The sequence below is a fragment of the Streptosporangium sp. NPDC005286 genome, from assembly GCF_040607515.1.
Taxonomy (GTDB): Bacteria; Actinomycetota; Actinomycetes; order Streptosporangiales; family Streptosporangiaceae; genus Streptosporangium.
This window is the reverse complement of sequence record NZ_JBEXGU010000190.1, coordinates 1-17,444: the sequence shown is the minus strand read 5'-3', so window position 1 is coordinate 17,444 and position 17,444 is coordinate 1. Positions and strand designations below refer to the sequence as shown.

The 17,444-nt window shown below is 70.4% G+C and carries 13 protein-coding genes; 9 read left to right on the top strand and 4 right to left on the bottom strand.

Features of this window, described 5'->3' with window-relative positions; genetic code table 11:
• The coding region (locus ABZU75_RS39780; RefSeq protein ID WP_355566407.1) for a class II glutamine amidotransferase at positions 1-983 on the bottom strand (983 nt) is incomplete at its 3' end.
• Positions 984-1,101: 118 nt separating this feature from the next.
• Between ABZU75_RS39780 and ABZU75_RS39775 the strand changes: the two genes are divergently transcribed.
• The 3 genes from ABZU75_RS39775 to ABZU75_RS39765 are packed head-to-tail and all read left to right on the top strand — an operon-like array spanning position 1,102 to position 7,396.
• The gene (locus ABZU75_RS39775; RefSeq protein ID WP_350924950.1) at positions 1,102-1,305 is read left to right on the top strand and encodes an MbtH family NRPS accessory protein; all 204 of its coding nucleotides are present in this window, start codon (positions 1,102-1,104) and stop codon (positions 1,303-1,305) included.
• 56 nt (positions 1,306-1,361) lie between these two features.
• Positions 1,362-3,809 carry an amino acid adenylation domain-containing protein gene (locus ABZU75_RS39770; RefSeq protein ID WP_355566402.1) on the top strand — a complete coding sequence of 816 codons (2,448 nt, stop codon included), beginning with the start codon at positions 1,362-1,364 and terminating at the stop codon, positions 3,807-3,809.
• Positions 3,806-7,396: a condensation domain-containing protein gene (locus tag ABZU75_RS39765; protein WP_355566399.1), complete on the top strand. Its 3,591-nt coding sequence runs from the start codon at positions 3,806-3,808 to the stop codon at positions 7,394-7,396. Before ABZU75_RS39770 ends, ABZU75_RS39765 begins: the two co-directional genes overlap by 4 nt.
• Before the next feature lie 183 nt (positions 7,397-7,579).
• Here the strand turns inward: ABZU75_RS39765 and ABZU75_RS39760 are convergent, their stop codons facing one another.
• Positions 7,580-8,509: a serine hydrolase gene (locus ABZU75_RS39760; RefSeq protein ID WP_355566396.1), complete on the bottom strand. Its 930-nt coding sequence runs from the start codon at positions 8,507-8,509 to the stop codon at positions 7,580-7,582.
• Positions 8,506-9,387: a LysR family transcriptional regulator gene (locus tag ABZU75_RS39755; protein WP_355566393.1), complete on the bottom strand. Its 882-nt coding sequence runs from the start codon at positions 9,385-9,387 to the stop codon at positions 8,506-8,508. The genes ABZU75_RS39760 and ABZU75_RS39755 overlap by 4 nt, the downstream gene beginning before the upstream one ends.
• 112 nt (positions 9,388-9,499) lie before the next feature.
• Here ABZU75_RS39755 and bla point away from each other — a divergent pair, with 112 nt between their 5' ends.
• Both bla and argG read left to right on the top strand, forming a co-directional pair.
• Entirely contained in the window at positions 9,500-10,435 is a 936-nt protein-coding gene (bla, locus tag ABZU75_RS39750) for a class A beta-lactamase (protein ID WP_355566390.1), read from the top strand.
• A gap of 335 nt (positions 10,436-10,770) precedes the next feature.
• On the top strand, positions 10,771-12,219 hold the full coding sequence (argG, locus tag ABZU75_RS39745) for an argininosuccinate synthase (protein WP_355566387.1): 1,449 nt from the start codon (positions 10,771-10,773) through the stop codon (positions 12,217-12,219).
• Between the two features lie 325 nt (positions 12,220-12,544).
• On the opposite strand, the gene ABZU75_RS39740 is transcribed toward argG, so the two are convergent.
• Positions 12,545-13,510 (bottom strand): YafY family protein, encoded by a 966-nt coding sequence (locus ABZU75_RS39740; RefSeq protein ID WP_355566384.1) that lies wholly within the window; start codon positions 13,508-13,510, stop codon positions 12,545-12,547.
• Positions 13,511-13,662: 152 nt separating this feature from the next.
• On the opposite strand from ABZU75_RS39740, the gene ABZU75_RS39735 reads away from it, so the two are divergent.
• The 4 genes from ABZU75_RS39735 to ABZU75_RS39720 all read left to right on the top strand — a co-directional run bounded on the left by ABZU75_RS39735 (position 13,663) and on the right by ABZU75_RS39720 (position 17,372).
• A complete protein-coding gene (locus tag ABZU75_RS39735; RefSeq protein WP_355566381.1) occupies positions 13,663-14,796 on the top strand; it encodes an epoxide hydrolase in 1,134 nt (377 codons plus the stop codon).
• Positions 14,797-15,116: 320 nt separating this feature from the next.
• A complete protein-coding gene (locus tag ABZU75_RS39730) occupies positions 15,117-15,602 on the top strand; it encodes a hypothetical protein (RefSeq protein ID WP_355566378.1) in 486 nt (161 codons plus the stop codon).
• The gene (locus ABZU75_RS39725) at positions 15,599-15,907 is read left to right on the top strand and encodes a transcriptional regulator (protein ID WP_350924973.1); all 309 of its coding nucleotides are present in this window, start codon (positions 15,599-15,601) and stop codon (positions 15,905-15,907) included. Before ABZU75_RS39730 ends, ABZU75_RS39725 begins: the two co-directional genes overlap by 4 nt.
• 475 nt (positions 15,908-16,382) lie before the next feature.
• Positions 16,383-17,372, top strand: coding sequence for a glycoside hydrolase family 11 protein (locus ABZU75_RS39720; RefSeq protein WP_355566374.1), 990 nt, complete (start codon positions 16,383-16,385; stop codon positions 17,370-17,372).
• Positions 17,373-17,444: the final 72 nt, after the last annotated feature.

The following is a 17,444-nucleotide window of genomic DNA, read 5'->3' as shown; positions in this document are numbered from 1 at the left end:
CGCGCGTACCCGCGGGCCGCCGGTACGCCGGAGGCCGGGACGGCCACGACCAGGTCGGCGTCCGCCGGGGACTCCAGCGCCAGCCGCTCGCCGAACGCCACCCGCGTCGCGCCGGTTCTGGTGCCGCCGATCCTGGAGTCCTGCCTGGTCAGATAGAGGTGCTCGAAGACGCAGAAGCTGCGCGGGGCGGGCTCCGCCACGCGGTGCGCCCCGATCGGGCGGCCGTCGCGCAGCACCAGCACCTCGCCCGGTTCCACCTCCCGCTGCTCGGTGCAGCCGAGCGCGTCGAGGGTGCAGGTCTCCGAGGCGACGACCGCTCTGCCCTCGGTGAACCCCGCCACCAGGGGGCGCAGGCCGTGCGGGTCCCGGAAGGCCACGAGGTACTCGCCGACGGCGCACACCACCGAGTACGCGCCCCGCAGCACCCGCGTGGCCCGCGCGACCCCGGCCACGATCGGGCCGGGGTCCGCGGGGTGCCGGTCCTCCGGGCCGGGAGCCGAGGCGAGTGCCGTGCCGGGTGTCTCGCCCGCGTCGGCGAGCAGGGCGAGGATGATCTCGGAGTCGCTGGTCGAGCGGAACCCGTACCCCTCGCGGCCGAGCCGGGCGCGCAGCTCGGCGGCGTTGACGAGGTCCCCGTTGTGCGCCAGCGCGATGCGCCGTGCCTCGTGCACGAAGGGCTGGGAGTTCTCCGGCACCGTGGCGCCGGTGGTGGAGTACCGGGTGTGGGCGACCGCCACTCTCCCGGCTCGCCAGGCCGCGAGGCCGTCACGGGCCGGGTCACCACAGGCCGGGTCATCGTGGGGCGGGTCACCACAGGCCGAGCGCGAGGCGAAACCGAGCGCCCGCCGGACCTGCACGCCGCCGGGGCCGGCCACCGCGATGCCCCAGGACTCCTGGCCCCGGTGCTGCAGGGTGACGAGCCCGTCGAAGGCCGGTTGCCCGGCTGTTCCTCCGTTAACGGATACGCCGACTATTCCGCACATACGCTCCCCTTCAAAACCCTAACATTTCCCGAAAAATGCGTTAAATCGCTTCTGTCTGGCCATGGCATTGTTCTGATGGCAGGCCCTCGAATGATGAATGAAGCGAAGGAGATCCAGAATGTCGGAGGACGCTGAGTACACGGTGGTGCGCAATCACGAGGAGCAGTACTCCATCTGGTGGACCGACCGTGACATTCCCGAGGGCTGGCGGAGTGTCGGCCACAGCGGCACCCGCGAGGAGTGCCTGGCCCACATCGAGGAGGTCTGGACGGACATGCGCCCGCTGAGCCTGCGCCGGTGGATGGACGGCGAGCGGTCCTGACCCGCGGGCGCACCGACGAACAGTCCCGGAAGGAACGGTCCCCGAAGGAGGAGCCGATGGACACGATCCAGGAGCACGACGCGCGCCTGGTCGTCGAGGAGTGGAACCGCACCGAGCTGGCCGACGAGCCGGCGACCGTCATCGAACGGTTCGCCGCCCAGGTCGCCAGGTCGCCCGCCGCCACGGCGCTGACGGACGAGGAGGGCACGACCCTCGGCTACGACGAGGTGCGCCGCGCCGCCAACCGACTGGCCGGGCACCTGCTCGGCCTCGGCCTGCGCACTGAGGACCGCTGCGCCATCTACCAGCGCCGTTCGGCCGGCATGGTGGTGTCCATGTTCGGCACGCTGGCCGCCGGGGGCGCCTACGTCCCGATCGACGAGGGCAACCCGCCCGAGCGGGTCGAGGCGATCCTGCGCGACGCCGGCACCGCCGTGGTGCTGGCCGACTCCACCACCGAGGCCGAGGTGCCGCCGGGCCCGTGGTTCGTGGTGAACGTCGACGACCACCCGGGAAGGGAGGAGGGCGATCCCGGGGTGCCGCTGCACCCGGCCAACCTCGCCTACGTCATGTACACCTCCGGCAGCACCGGGACGCCCAAGGGCGTCCTCATCGAGCACCGCGCGGTCACCGCGTTCGTCCGGGGCGCCCAGCACCTGTACGGGCTCTCCCCGCAGGACCGCCTCGTGCAGTTCTCCTCGATCGCCTTCGACGTCTCCACCTTCGACGCCTTCGGGGCGCTGCTGTCGGGGGCCACCCTGCACGTCGCCGCCGCCGAGACCCGTACCTCCGCCGAGCGTTTCCGCGACCTGCTGCGCGAGCGGCGCATCTCCGTCTACATGGGCACCCCCGGCATGCTGAGACTGCTGGAGCCCGGCGACTTCCCCGACCTGCGGGTGCTCGCGGTCGGCGGCGAGAGCTACTCGGGTGAGTTCACCACCCGCTGGGCGGCCGGGCGCAGGTTCGTCAACAGCTACGGGCCCACCGAGACCACGGTCGGCGTGATCACCCAGGAGTGCCGGGGAAGCTGGGACACCTCACCGCCCATCGGGCGCGCCATGCCCAACCACCGGGCCTACGCCCTGGACGCGTCGATGTGCCCGGTCCCGATCGGCACGGTCGGCGAGCTGTACGTCGGCGGTCCCGGCCTCGGCCGCGGCTACCTGGGCCGCCCCGGCACGAGCGCGCTCTCCTTCGTCCCCGACCCGTTCGCCACCACGCCGGGCGAGCGGCTCTACCGCACCGGCGACCTGGTGCGCTGGACCGCCGACGGCGAGCTGGTCTTCGCCGGGCGAGCCGACCGCCAGGTCAAGGTACGCGGTGTCCGCGTCGAGCCGGAGGAGATCGAGCAGACCCTCCGCAGGCACCCGGCGGTCGCGCACGCCGTGGTCGAGGCGGAGGCGCGGGGCGACGGCGACGCCCGCCTGATCGCCTACGTCGTCTCCACGACGGGGGAGCCGCCCGGCGTGACCGAGCTGCGCGAGACCGCCGCCCGGTGGCTGACGGCCCCGCTGGTCCCCAACGAGTTCGTCCACGTCCCGGAGATCCCGCTCACCCCGGCAGGCAAGGTCGACCGCGACGCTCTGGCCGCGGCCCGACAGGAACGCGCCGGTACCGGCGCCGGTACCGACGATGGCGCCGAGTGGACGCCGACCAGGCGCAGGGTGGCCGAGGAGATCGTGAAACCGCTGCTCGGCGTCGACTCCCTCGGCCCGCACGACCACTTCTTCGAGCTGGGCGGCACCAGCATCCAGGTCATCCAGCTCCTTGGCCGAGTCCGCACGATCTTCGGCATCGAGGTGCCGGTCGCCGACTTCTTCGACCGGCCCACCATCGCCGGAGTCGCCGACGCCGTCGACTCAGAGGTCCGCTCCGATCTCAAGGACATCGTCCGCGAGGGCTGGGACGACATCGCCGACCGCTACGCCGCCTTCCAGTCGGAGTTCTCCGACGGCCCCCGTATGGAGTGGACCGGCCACCTGCTCGCGATGCTGCCCGCCGGCGGCTCGGTGCTGGAGCTGGGCGTCGGCGGGGGGCACGAGTCCTCGCGCCGCCTGGCCGAGGCGCACGCCCTCACCGCCGTCGACATCTCCGCCGAGCAACTCAAGCTCGCCGAGAGGACACTGCCCGGCGCGACGCTCGTGCAGGCCGACATGGCGGAGGCACGGTTCCCCGACGCCTCCTTCGACGCAGTCGTGTCCATCTACACCCTCACCCACCTGCCGCGCGAGGAACTGCCCGGCCTGCTGGGCGACATCGCCCGCTGGCTGAAGCCGGGCGGTCTGCTGCTCGCCACCCTGATGACCGAGGACATCCCCGGCGCGATCGAGGAGTGGTTCGGCTCGACCATGTTCTTCTCCGGCTTCCCCACCCAGGAGAACCTTCAGCTGCTGCGCGCGGCGGGCCTGGTACCCGAGCGCGAGGAGGTCGTGGCACAGCGGACACCGCTCGGGGAGTCGCGCTTCCTGTGGGTGATCGCCAGGGGGACGGAGACAGCGTCGTGACCGGACTGCCCGTCCGCACCGCCCCGCTCTCCTACCTGCAGGAGCAGCTTTGGTTCGTCGAGCAGGACGATCCCGGCAACGGCTCGTACAACGAACTGAAGGTACTCGTCCTGGACGGCACGCTGGACGCGGCCAGGCTCGGCCGGGCATTGGAGCGGGTGGTGGCCCGGCACGACGTGTTGCGCACCACCTTCGTCTACCGGGGAACCGAACCGGTGCAGGCGATCTGGGCGCGGGGCCCCGTACTGCGCGAGGCGTCCGTCGGCGGCGAGCAGGCGCTCATGGAGTACGCCCGCGAGGTCGCCGAGGCCCCCTACGATCTGACCTCGGGGCCGCTGCTGCGCGCCTCGCTCGTCACGCTCGGCTCGGAGCGGCAGGCGCTCGTGCTCGGGGTGCACCACATCATCAGCGACGGCTTCTCGATGAACCTGCTGCTCGACGAGCTGGACGCGGCCTACCGGGGCGAGCCGCACGGTGGGACCTCGATCGAGCCGGCGGGCGAGACGCCGGCCGGACCGCCGGGCGAGACCCTGGCCAGGTCGCAGGGGGAGTCATCGGGCGGGCCGCTGGACGAGCGGCCCGCCCAGTACGGCGACTTCGCCCGCTGGCAGCGCGAGCAGTTCGCCGGCGGTCGCCTGGCCGCCGACGTCGACCACTGGCGGCGGGCGCTCGACGGCGCGCCCACGGTGCTGGAGCTGCCCGCCGACCGGCCCCGGCCGCGCCGGCGGGACAGCGCGGGCAGGCGCGAGCGTTTCCCGCTCGCCGGAGACCTGACCGACCCGCTCGGCGAGGTCGCCGAGCGGGTCGGCGGCACCCTCTTCACAGTGCTGCTGGCCGCCTTCGCCGCCACCCTCTACCGCTACACCGGACGCGGCGACATGGTGCTGGGCACCGGCGCACCCGGCCGTCCCGGACGCGAGTTCGACGGCGCGCTCGGCTTCTTCGCCAACATCGTGCCGGTACGGCTGCGCCCGGCGGGCGAGGTCCCCTTCACCGAGCTGGCCGACGCGGTCAGCGAGGCCGCCTTCGACGCCTTCGACCACCAGTACGTGCCGTTCGAGAAGCTCGTGGAGTTCCTGCAGCCCGAGCGCGACGCCGGGCACACCCCCCTGGTGCAGGTCGTCTTCACCATGTGGGACGCCGGCGCGGCCGAGTGCTCCATCGGCGGCGTGCCCGCCGCCGAGGTCGAGGTGACGCGCGGCCGGTCCCGCTTCGACGTCGCGGTCGAGGCGGTACGGCGGGGTGACCGGGTCGACTTCTTCGTCGAGTACGACGACGCCCTCTTCGACGAGGCCACGATCGCCCGCCTGATGCGCCACTACGAGCGGGTGTTGCGGGCGGTCGCCGCCGACCCCGCCCAGCCCCTCTCGGACATCCCGATGATCTCCCCGGAGGAGTGGGCCACCCTCACCCAGGGCGATGTGAGCGTGCTCGATCCCGACGGCAATGTGCTGCCCGCCGGGGCCGTCGGCCAGCTGGTCCGCCGTTCCGGCGAGCACGGGCACACCGGCCGCCTGGCCGCCCGCAGGCCCGACGGGCGGGTGGTCGAACGCGGACGCGAGGACCGGCTGGTCAGCTTCGGCTCCTTCCAGGTGCAACTGGAGGACGTCGAGGAGGTCCTGCGCGCCCACCCCGCCGTACGCGACGCCGCGGTCATCGCGGTCGAGGGCGGCGCGGGACGGGAGCTGGTCGCCTACGCCGTCGCGGAGCAGTCGCCCGGCGACCTGCGGGCCGTTCTGGTCGAGCGGCTGCCGCAGTACATGGTGCCCGCCGCCATCGTGGCGGTCGACCACATCCCGCGCGGCGAGGACGGCCGCATCAGGACCGCCCTGCTGCCCGAGGCGGCCGAGATCGGCGAGCGGGCCGGGCCGCCCGCCCTGGAGGCCGCGCTCTGCGTCATCTGGGCGCGCGTCATGAACCTCGACGAGGTGGAGCCGGACGACGACTTCTTCGCCCTGGGCGGCCACTCGATGCTGGCGGCCCGGCTGGTACGCGAGATCGCCTCGGTGCTCGCCGTACGCGTCCCGCTGATGGCCCTCTTCGAGCACTGCACCCCCGCCGACCTGGCCGACTACCTGGCGGCCAGGTATCCCGCACTGGAACACACGCTCGCCGACGCGAGCCGCGCCAACCGCGCGGGGCAGCCCATGATGGGGCAGACGACCGGCGGTGCCGGTCGCCCGGACCCCACCGCGGGACAGGCCGGGGAACCGGAGCCGGAGCAGACGCCTGACGACACGGACCGCGCCGAGCCCGCCGGGCAGGCCGTATCGGACGGCGCGGAGCCAGGCGGCTGCGCGCTTTCCACCGCGCAGTTGCAGATCTGGATCAACGAGCAGCTCGCGGGCGGCGACGCCCGGGACTTCATCGCCGCCGTCACCTACCGGGTGCGCGGCCCGCTCGAGGTGGACGCGCTGCGCGGTGCTCTCGACGCGCTCGTCGCCCGGCACGAGAACCTGCGCGCCCGGGTGGCGCTGGTGGGCGACGTGCCGGTGCTGCGCTTCGACGCCGGGGTGCGCGTCGAACTGCCCGTCGAGGACCTCACCGGCCTGCCCGAGGCCGGGCGGGCGGCGGAGGCGGCCCGCCGTACCGCCCGGGACGCCGAGCGCGGCTTCGACCTGTCCGCCGCCCCCCTGGTGCGGGCCACTCTCTACCGTCTAGGCGACGGTGACCACGTCCTCGCGCTCATCCAGCACCACCTGGTCACCGACGGCGTCTCGATGGGACTGCTGGTGAGCGAGCTCGGCCGGCTGTACTCCGACCGCGACACCGCGCCCGCCACACCGCACCTGCGCTTCTCCGACTACGTGGCCTGGGAGCAGGCCTGGCTCGGCGGACCCGAGGCCGCCGCCTCGGAGCGGTTCTGGCGGGAACGGCTGCGCGAGGCCCCCGAACTGGTCCTGCCCAGGACGCGCGACGGGCGGCGGGAGAGCCGCGACACCGAGATGATCGCCCATCATCTGCCGCCCGCGGACTCGCGCCGGCTGCTCGCGCTGGCCAGGCGGAGCAGGAGCACGCCCTACATGCTGGTGACCGCCGCCTTCGCCGCGATGCTGGCCCAGTGGAGCGGCCAGGACGACGTGGTGATCGGCACCACCGCCGACAACCGCCCGCTGCCCGGCCTGGAGGGCGTGGTCGGCTGCTTCGTCAACATGGTGGCGCTCCGCCTCGACTGCGGTGGCGACCCCACCTTCACCGAGCTGGCCGGGCGGGTGCGCCGGACCGTCCTGGAGGCGTACGCGCACCAGAGCACCCCGTTCAACGAGGTGGTACGGGCACTGAAGATCCACCCCGACCCGCGCAGGATGCCACTGTTCCAGGTGACCTCCGACTGGGCGGGCGACGGCCCCGCGGTGCCGGAACTGGCCGGCTGCGAGGTCGGCTTCGACTACGTGCACACCAGGGCCAACCGCTACGAGCTGGAGATGTACGCCGGGATGGCGGGGGAGCGGGTGGTGCTCGACCTGGAGTACGCCGTCGAACTCTGGGACCGAGAGGAGGCCGAGGACCGCCTGGCCCGGGTGGCCGCGCTGCTCACCCGTGCCGTGCTGGCCCCGGACACGAGGCTCTCGGCACTGCTCGGCTGACCGACCGCAACCCGGATGTGGCGATCATAGGGCTACACCGAAGGAATGATTCATTAAATTTGACACAGGCCCTGCCGGTGCAAAGCGCCCCTTATTTGCGAAGATCTCTAATTATGTGCGCGAGCCAGCCCTCGAGCTGACCCGGCATGCGACACCTGGGCGGCTCCCGTCGGCAAGGTCGTACTACAGCCTGTCATGTCGTAGCCGGTCGCGGAGGGTTCGTGCGACCTGTGCCATGAGTGCCTCGGCTCCTGGCTGGCTGATGGCCGGTACGCGCGATTCGGTGAGTACGGCGACGGCGAAGGCCTGGCCGTCGGTGTGCTCGACGACGCCGACCTCGTGCCGGAGGTTGAGCAGCGTTCCGGTCTTGGAGGACCATCTGGAGGCGTCGGAGCTGAAATCGGGGGTCAGCCTCTGGCGCAGGAGGTTGTCGGCCATCAGGCCCCGTACCCGCTCGGCCACGCCAGGGTCGATCGAAGCCGGGGTCCACAGTGCCTGCAGGAGTTCGACGAAGGCCCGCGCGGATCCCGAGTTCGCGCGGGTCACGTCCAGTTGCGGGACCCGGTGCCCCCGCCCGGCCGTTCCCGCCTCGATGGCGAGGAAGTGGGCGAGGTGGACCTCGCCGGGATCGAGACGTTCCGCCGGAGTCTCGATGAGCTCTTGGACGGTGTGGCGGATCGCGATGCCGTGGAGCCCCAGCCCGTGCAGCGTCGCCGAGACCTCGGTGGGCGGGGTGAGGGCGAAGAGCGCGTCCGCCGCCGTGCTGTCGCTCACCGCGATGCTGAGGTAGAGCAGGTCGTCGATGGCGACCCGGGTCGGGTGTCGGAACCTGCCCAGCCCGGTCGGTCCCGGCACGGTGATCCCGGTCGGCCGCACCAGGATCTGGGTGGAGCCGTTGAGCTCCCCCTTTCGGATGCGTTCGAGCGTCGCGATGGCGAGCGGGACCTTGACGAGTGAGGCGATCGGGAACTCCAGGTCCGGCTCGATACCGATCTCGTCACCGGTGTGCAGATCCCGGACCAGGAACGATCCGTTCAGTCCGGCGTCGTCGAGCTCTCGCCGGAGCTGTCGCATCAGCTGCTCGACCTTGATGGTGCCCCCCGTCCTGATCATGCCTGGTCGTACGCGCCGAGGCAGCGGGCGATCGGGTGCCAGAGCCGGGTCAGGATGCGCTCCGCGTCGTTCCCGACGGCGGCCGACACCTCGAAGCCGCGGACGAGTTGGATCTCGCCGACGGGGCGCCAGTGTAGCCCCAGTTCCTCGGCCTGCCCGGCCGGGCAGAGCAGGAGATCCGCTGAACCGAGGACCTCCGCCACGGCGGAGGTGAGCGTCGCCGAGACGCCGACCTGCGCGGGCTGGAGGCCGACGGCATCCCGGATCCGGAACATCGGGTCGCGGATGTGCGGGACGTCGTCCTCGGGCTGGATCCAGATCCGGCGCCTCCGTGACGACCGTGCGGCGCGGCCGGCGCGGAGCGTCTCGATGTAGACCGTCTGCACGGGGAGGTCCGCGGCGCCGGCGAGTCCGAGCCGTACCGACCAGGTCGCGTCGCCGGGTGGTACGGCGATGAGGGCGGCGCGGACCTCGCGAGAGCGGACGAGTTCCGCCCGTTCGGCCGGTGGAGCAGCATGAAAGTGCAGGTAGAAGCCCTTTTGGCGGGCCTCCGCGTCAAGGCGTGCCAGGTCGCGAACGGGCACGATGCCGGGAACGGCGAGCCGGAGCGGACTGAGCTTGGCCTGCTCCGCCTCGTACTCCATGTCGTCGGCCAGGCGGACGAGACGCTTCGCCGACGGAAGCATGTCCCGGCCGAACTGGGTGAGTACCGCCCCGCGCGACGACCGGTCGAACAACTGCTCCCCGAGGTGCTTCTCCAGGGCGGCGATCCGGCGGCTCGCGACCGACTGCGGCACCCGGGCGGCCGCCGCCCCCTCCGTGAAGCTCCCTCGTTCGCTCACATTGACGAACACTCGCCAGGCTCCGAGGACGTCCACGAGATGATCGTATGCCATTTCAGCATGGAAATCGCCGTTTCTGTCTTTGACCGCATCGACCGGCGGCGTGAGACTGCCTGTCGCATCCAACCCACAACCGGAAGGCATCACCATGCGTCTGCGACAGGCCGCACTCTCGGTGCTGGCATCACTCACGCTCGTCCCGCTGATGGGCATCACCGCGGCAGGCCACGCGTCCACCGCGTCCGCCGCCTCGCCGGTGACCCAGGTGGTATCGGGCGAGGCCCAGGCCAGGAAGGAACTGCGCACGCTGGAGGCGTCCTTCAAGGTCCGCGTCGGCGCGTACGCCATCGACACCGCCACCGGTAAGACGGTCACCTATCGTGCGGGCGAGCGTTTCCCGATGCTCTCCACCTTCAAGGCGATGGCCGCCGCGGCCGTGCTGCACAAGGCCCGTACCTCAGAGCCCGGCCTGATGGACAAGGTCGTCCGCTGGACGGACGCCGAGGTGAAGGAGAACTCCCCGGTCACCAAGGATCATGTCAAGGACGGGCTGACCGTCGCGCAGCTGTGCGAGGCGGCCATCACCCAGAGCGACAACACCGCGGGCAACATGCTGCTCAAGCAGCTCGGCGGCCCAGCCGGCCTGACCGGCTACCTCCGTACGCTGAAGGACCCGATCTCCCGGCTGGACCGGTGGGAGACCGAGCTCAACGACTGGAACCCCAAGGAGAGGCGCGACACCACGACGCCTGCGGCCATGGGCCGTGACCTGCGCGCGGTCACGGTAGGAAAGGCCCTCAACGCCAAGGACCGGGCGCGGCTGAACACCTGGCTGATCGCGAACCAGACCGGCGACGCCCGCATCCGCGCGGGCCTGCCCAAGACCTGGAAGGTCGGCGACAAGACCGGCACGACCTCGCAGTACGCGGCCGCGAACGACATCGCGATCGTCTGGCCCGGCAAGTCGGCCGCACCCATCATCATGTCGATCTACACCAACGGCAGGGCCGCGGACGCCGTCCTAGACAACAAGGTGGTCGCGGACACCGCGATGATCCTCGCCCGAGGCCTCGGCAAGCTCTGAGGCGCCTGGCGGGGTGACCACCCACGGGCCGCCGGGGCCCGCGAAGACGGCATCGAGCGCGTCGGCCGGGCGATCGTGTCTCCCACGGTCGAGCACGGATCTTTCTCCTGGCCCAGCGGGGTGAATTGATCAAGGCCCTGAGACGGTGCTGGTCGCACCGGCTCGGGGCCGTCTCTCTTTCTCCGGATGACCGGCTCGCGCCGGGCGGGGAGTCCGCACTCCCGCGGGTGGGTGGCGTTCGGCGAACAGCGCAGGTGGCCACGGCCTCCGCGCAAGATCGCGAGCCGCGGATCGAGAGTTTGCATGACCATGCAGCGCAGTGCATAATCTTGTTTATGTCCAAGGTTCTCACCTCCCTGCCCGCCGGCGAGCGCGTCGGCATCGCCTTCTCCGGCGGCCTCGACACCTCGGTCGCCGTCGCGTGGATGCGCGACAAGGGTGCCGTTCCGTGCACCTACACCGCCGACATCGGCCAGTACGACGAGCCCGACATCGCCTCGGTACCCGGCCGCGCGGTGACGTACGGCGCCGAGATCGCACGCCTGGTCGACTGCCGCGCGGCGCTGGTCGAGGAGGGCCTGGCCGCGCTCACCTGCGGTGCGTTCCACATCCGCTCGGGCGGGCGCGCCTACTTCAACACCACGCCGCTCGGTCGCGCCGTCACCGGGACCCTGCTGGTCCGGGCGATGATCGAGGACGACGTGCAGATCTGGGGCGACGGCTCGACGTTCAAGGGCAACGACATCGAACGGTTCTACCGGTACGGCCTGCTCGCCAACCCCCACCTGCGCATCTACAAGCCCTGGCTCGACGCGGACTTCGTGTCCGAGCTCGGCGGCCGCAAGGAGATGTCGGAGTGGCTGCTCGCCCACGACCTGCCCTACCGCGACAGCACCGAGAAGGCCTACTCGACCGACGCCAACATCTGGGGTGCCACCCACGAGGCCAAGACCCTGGAACACCTTGACAACGGCATCGAGACCGTGGACCCGATCATGGGCGTGCGATTCTGGGATCCCACGGTCGAGATCCTCGCCGAGGACGTGACCATCGGCTTCGACCAGGGCCGCCCCGTGACGATCAACGGCAAGGAGTTCGCCACCCCGGTCGACCTGGTGATGGAGGCGAACACGATCGGCGGGCGGCACGGCCTGGGCATGTCGGACCAGATCGAGAACCGGGTGATCGAGGCCAAGAGCCGGGGCATCTACGAGGCGCCCGGGATGGCGTTGCTGCACGCGGCGTACGAACGGCTGGTCAACGCGATCCACAATGAGGACACCCTGGCGAGCTACCACACCGAGGGACGGCGGCTCGGCCGGTTGATGTACGAGGGCCGCTGGCTCGACCCGCAGGCGCTGATGCTGCGAGAGTCGCTGCAGCGCTGGGTCGGCACGGCGGTCATCGGTGAGGTGACGCTGCGGCTGCGGCGCGGTGAGGACTACTCGATTCTGGACACCTCAGGCCCGTCCTTCAGCTACCACCCGGACAAGCTGTCGATGGAGCGTACCGAGGACTCGGCGTTCGGCCCGGTGGACCGGATCGGCCAGCTCACCATGCGCAACCTCGACATCGCCGACTCGCGCGCCAGGCTCGAGCAGTACGCCAGCCTCGGCATGGTCGGCACCGCCCATGCCGCGCTCATCGGCGCCGCCCAGGCGGCCTCGACCGGGCTGATCGGCGCGATGCCGCAGGGCGGCGCCGAGGCCATCGCCTCACGCGGCGAGGTCTCCGGCGACGACGAGATGCTCGACCGCGCCGCGATGGAGTTCGGCACCGACTGAACCGCCGCCGTCTACGGCACCTCTGAAACGACGCGACCCAGGGGTTCGAGCGGACCTGGCCGGCAGCGAACGGGAAGTCGCCGGGCACGGTGCCGGACTTTCTCGCGTACCAGCGGGCGAAGGGCTCGGGGGCGGTGCAGCGTGGATCGTCCAGGTCCAGCACGTAGTGCGCGACGTCGAGGCCGAGAGCCTCGACGTCGCGGGCCTCGACCACCGGCCTGACGTACGGGTTCGCGGCCAGCGGGCGGATTCGCTCTTGCGGGGCCGCGACTCGGGGGTGGACCTGCAACGGAACCGTTTCGTACGTTAAGCCGGTCTGGGCAGGTCAAAGGGGACCCCCTGCGGCGCGGACGGCGCGGGCGCCCGCCGCACGCAGGTACGCCAGCAGCTCCGGCGGCTCGTGCACCTGGAACTCGCAGCCGAGCATGAGCAGCCGGGAGGCCAGCCACTCCAGGGTGTCGGCGCGCTCGTGCAGGCGGCAGCTGTGCTCGTCGATCGGCTGGACGTCGCCCGGGGCGGCGCCGAGCCGTTGAGCCACCTGGCCGGCCGGAAGACGCAGGGTCGCCAGCACCTCGTAGGTGGGTGCCGACGAGTAAAGCTTGTCGGTGATGAAGGCTGCCGCGTCCTGCTCGGGCGGCTCGCGGGGCGGGACCCGCACGCCGGTCGGCCTCGGATCACTGATTCGGTCGACGCGGAAGGTCCGCCAGTCGTCGCGATCGTTGTCGTAGGCCAGGAGGTACCAGCGGCGTGCGGCCGCCACCAGACGGTACGGCTCGACCAGGCGTCTGCTCTTGCTCCCGTCGCCCGCCCGATAGGCGAACCGCAGGCGTTCGCGGTTGGCGGCGGCCCCGGCGAGCACCGTCAGGTTCCGCGGATCAACGCTCGGCTCGTTCCCGGTCAGCATCGAGACCAGGGCTGCGGCCAGTGCGGCGACCCGGTGGCGCAGCCGGGACGGCAGCACCTGCTCCAGCTTGGCCAGGGCCCGCACGGACGCCTCCTCGATGCCGTCCACCGGAGTCCCGGCCGCCATGCGCAGGCCGACCGCGATGGCCACCGCCTCCTCGTCGTCCAGCAGCAGCGGCGGCATGGCCTTGCCCGCGGCGAGGCGGTAGCCGCCCACCGCCCCCATCGTCGCCCGCACCGGATAGTCCAGCTCGCGCAGGCGGTCGATATCCCGGCGGATCGTACGGGGGCTGACCCCCAGTCGCTCGGCCAGCTCGCTGCCGGGCCATTCGCGCGGGGTCTGCAAAAGGGACAGCAGTTTGAGCAGTCGTGCAGGGGTGTCGCTCATGGGATCCATCATGTCCGGCCATATGGGACAGGGCCTGACCTACATGATTCCTACTCTCGATCATGTCACCGCGACGCACCACCCGGGCCTGCCGGGAACGACGTGGCGGGACCCCGCCCGCCGCGCGGCGGGCGTACCCGCTGAGGAGAGTCATGAGCACCGAGGTCCGCCCCTTCCGCATCGATATCCCCCAGGTAGACCTGGACGAGCTGCGCGACCGGCTGGCCCGCACCCGGTGGCCCCGGCAACTTCCCGGCGAGGAGTGGAGCCGGGGCGTCCCCGCCGGCTACCTCAAGGACCTGGCCGAATACTGGCGCGGCGAGTACGACTGGCGCCGGCACGAGGCACGACTGAACGAATTTCCGCAGTTCATGACCGAGATCGACGGCCAGGACATCCACTTCCTGCACGTGCGTTCCGCCGAGCCCGACGCCCTGCCGATCATCCTCACCCACGGCTGGCCGAACTCGTTCGTGGAGTTCACCGACCTCATCGGCCCCCTCACCGATCCCCGCGCGCACGGCGGCGACCCGTCCCAGGCGTTCCACGTCGTCGTGCCGTCGGTGCCCGGATTCGGGTTCTCCGCGCCGCCGCGCGAAACCGGCTGGAACGCCACGCGCGTGGCGCGGATCTGGGCGGAGCTGATGCGCCGCCTCGGATACGACCGCTACGGCACCCAGGGCGGGGACTTCGGCGCGTACGTCGCCCCGGAAGTCGCCAAGGTCGCCCCGGATCACGTGATCGGCGTCTACGTCATCAGCGGGCTCGGCTTCCCCACCGAAGACGACGTTCCCGAGATGACCGACGACGAGCGGGCGGCCTACGCGCAGCTCCAGAAGCAGGACTGGATGAGCGGCGTGGACCATCATGGGCTGCTGCGCGCGGCGCCCCAGACCTTCGCCTACGGATGGCACGACTCTCCGGTCGCCGCGCTGGCCTGGATGATGCAGAAGTTCAAGGAGTTCACCGTCGCCGCGAAACCGCCGGAGCAGGTGATCGATCGCGACCTGATCCTCACCAACGTGAGCCTCTACTGGCTCACCGGGACGTTGGGAACCTCCTCTTGGCCCTACTACGACAGCACGGGCTTCGGCTGGCCGGAGGGTCAGACGGCGGCGCCGACCGGCGTGTACAGCGGGCCGCCCGGAATCCGCCGGTTCGCCGAACGGCACACCACCATCCTTCACTGGCCGGAAGGCAATCCAGGCGGCCACCACTTTGTCGCCATGGAGCAGCCCGATCACGTCGCCGCCGACATCCGCGAGTTCTTCGGCAAGGTCCGCTGACCTTCGCCCGCGGCCGCGTCTCTCACGCCCGGTGACGCGGCCGCACTGCCCCCTTTCATCTCGGTCTATCCGTGACCCCGATGCCCGAGACGAAGACGAGGACGACTCCTGGCAGAGCCGCGGTTGCAGATCCACCCCCGACTCGCCGCCGTCCGAGATGCCGCTGGAAGCGGTGCTCGACGGATTGGCCGAAGGCCGCGCCAGGTTCGGGATCCGGAACCGGGTGCTGCTCGGCCACTCCATGCGGCATCCTGGAAAGTACTTGACGATATGGAAACTGGAAAGTACTTTCCAAGTAGGAAAGAAGGAGGGAGCAGCCCATGGAGATCACCCCCGAAGAAGCCGCGCGGTCGCTGGCTCAGGTTCACGAGACGCAGCACAGGGTCCTGCGCGCCGCACCGCCGATGTTCCCCGCCTGGTATCCGGTGACGGTCTGGATCTTCGTCACCGGAATGCAGTTCGTCACCGAGATCACCCCCGCCTGGTGGCTCTGGATCGCCGTGACGGCCCTGTCGGCCGGCCTCGCCGTCGCCGTCCTCAAGTTCGTGATCGACGTCAGGAACGCGAACCTGCGCCCGCACTCCTCCATGACGGATCCATGGGCATGGGCCGGCTTCAGCGCCTGGCTGATCACCACCGGTCTCGCGGGCTTCGCGCTGGCGTTGTGGCTCAAGGAGCTCGGCGTCGCCTATCCGCGTACCGTCATGGGTGTGATCATGACCGTGGTCGTGGCGGTCACCGCGCCCCTCCTGGCCCGGTGGATGTCCGCGCGGACCGCTCGGCGGGCGGAGACGCCGAAGCGATGACGTCGCGACTCGACCCGGCGATCCACGCGCCGACCCGGCTGCAGATCGTCTCCCTGCTGGCCGCCGCCGAGGAGGCCGAGTTCGCCTTCGTACGCGACAACCTGGGCGTCAGTGACTCGGTGCTGTCCAAACACGCGAGCGCCCTGGAGGCGGCCGGCTACGTGAAGATCCGCAAGGGATACGTCGGCAAGCGCCCGAGGACGTGGTTCAGCCTCACCCGCGAAGGACGCGCGGCCTACACCGGCCATGTCGCCGCGCTCCAGGCCATCGTCGCCCGGTCCGGCCTCTCGGTCCTTCCCGACTGAGGAAGAACTCGCGGGGGCCGCGTTGGCCGAATGTCATCGACGGGCCAGCCACAATCATGCTCTACCCCATCGCGCCCGGTGTCGAATAATTCGGAAAATCTCCGAAATTTTCATTGATCAATCCTGAGCTCGACGGTCAGGGCAGGGCCAATGAACAGGTGCAATGCTTGCTGGAGAAATCCTTAACCAAGATCAGACCTTCGTAGGCTTTCGGGAGTCGTTGACAACTCACAGGGTCGGACCGACACTTTCGCCATCACGCCGATACTTTCGCTGCCGTTGGACCTCAACACTGTCGATCCGAGTCACCCGCCGCGACCTGCTCCTCCGGTCGTCGACCGCACGACGACCGGCCAACCCCCCACGTATACGACGCCGACGCGCGGTGGCCGTCCCCCCGGTCACCGACAGCCCCGCCGGGTCGTATCACGCTGCCCGGCCTCCCGGCCGGCCTTCACGAGGAGGAAGCACGCGCATGAACGACGTCCCCGCTCGCCCGAAGAGCCGCAGACGCGGCCGCATCAGGCTGCTCGTCGGCCGGGCCTGCGCCGTAGCGCTGGCCGTGGCCGTGGCCGTGGCGATGCTGCCCGGCCCCGCCCACGCGGCCATCACCTCCAATCAGACCGGCACCAACAACGGCTACTTCTATTCGTTCTGGACCGACAGTCCCGGGTCGGTCTCCATGGAACTGGGATCCGGCGGCAACTACAGCACCTCATGGAGCAACACCGGGAATTTCGTTGCCGGTAAGGGGTGGAGCACCGGCGGACGCAGGACCGTGAACTACTCAGGCAGCTTCAATCCGTCCGGCAATGCATATCTGACGCTCTACGGGTGGACGAGAAACCCACTCGTGGAGTATTACATCGTCGACAACTGGGGCACTTACCGGCCCACCGGAACCTACAAGGGCACGGTCACCAGCGATGGCGGCACGTACGACATCTACCAGACGACGCGAACCAACGCCCCCTCCATCGAAGGCACCAGAACCTTCAATCAGTACTGGAGCGTCCGGCAGTCAAAGAAAACGGGCGGAACCATAACCAGCGGCAACCACTTCGACGCATGGTCCCGTTACGGAATGAATCTGGGCAGCCATGATTACATGATCCTCGCAACAGAGGGATATCAGAGCAGCGGAAACTCCAATGTAACGGTGGACGGCTCCTCCGGTGGCGGCGGCGGTGGTGGTGGCGGTGGCTGCACCGCGTCGCTGTCCGCGGGGCAGCAGTGGAGTGACCGGTACAACCTCAACGTCTCGGTCAGCGGTTCGAGCAACTGGACCGTGACGATGAACGTCCCGTCCCCAGCGAAGATCATCGCTTCCTGGAACATCAGCGCGAGCTACCCCAGCGCCCAGGTGCTGACCGCCAAGCCCAACGGCAACGGCAACAACTGGGGTGTGACGATCCAGCGCAACGGCAACTCGACCTGGCCGACGGTCTCCTGCAGCGCGAGCTGATCTCCGAACACCCGAGACACCACCCCTATCCGGAGCTGGTCGACCGGCTGATCCAGCTCGCGCTGCGCCGCT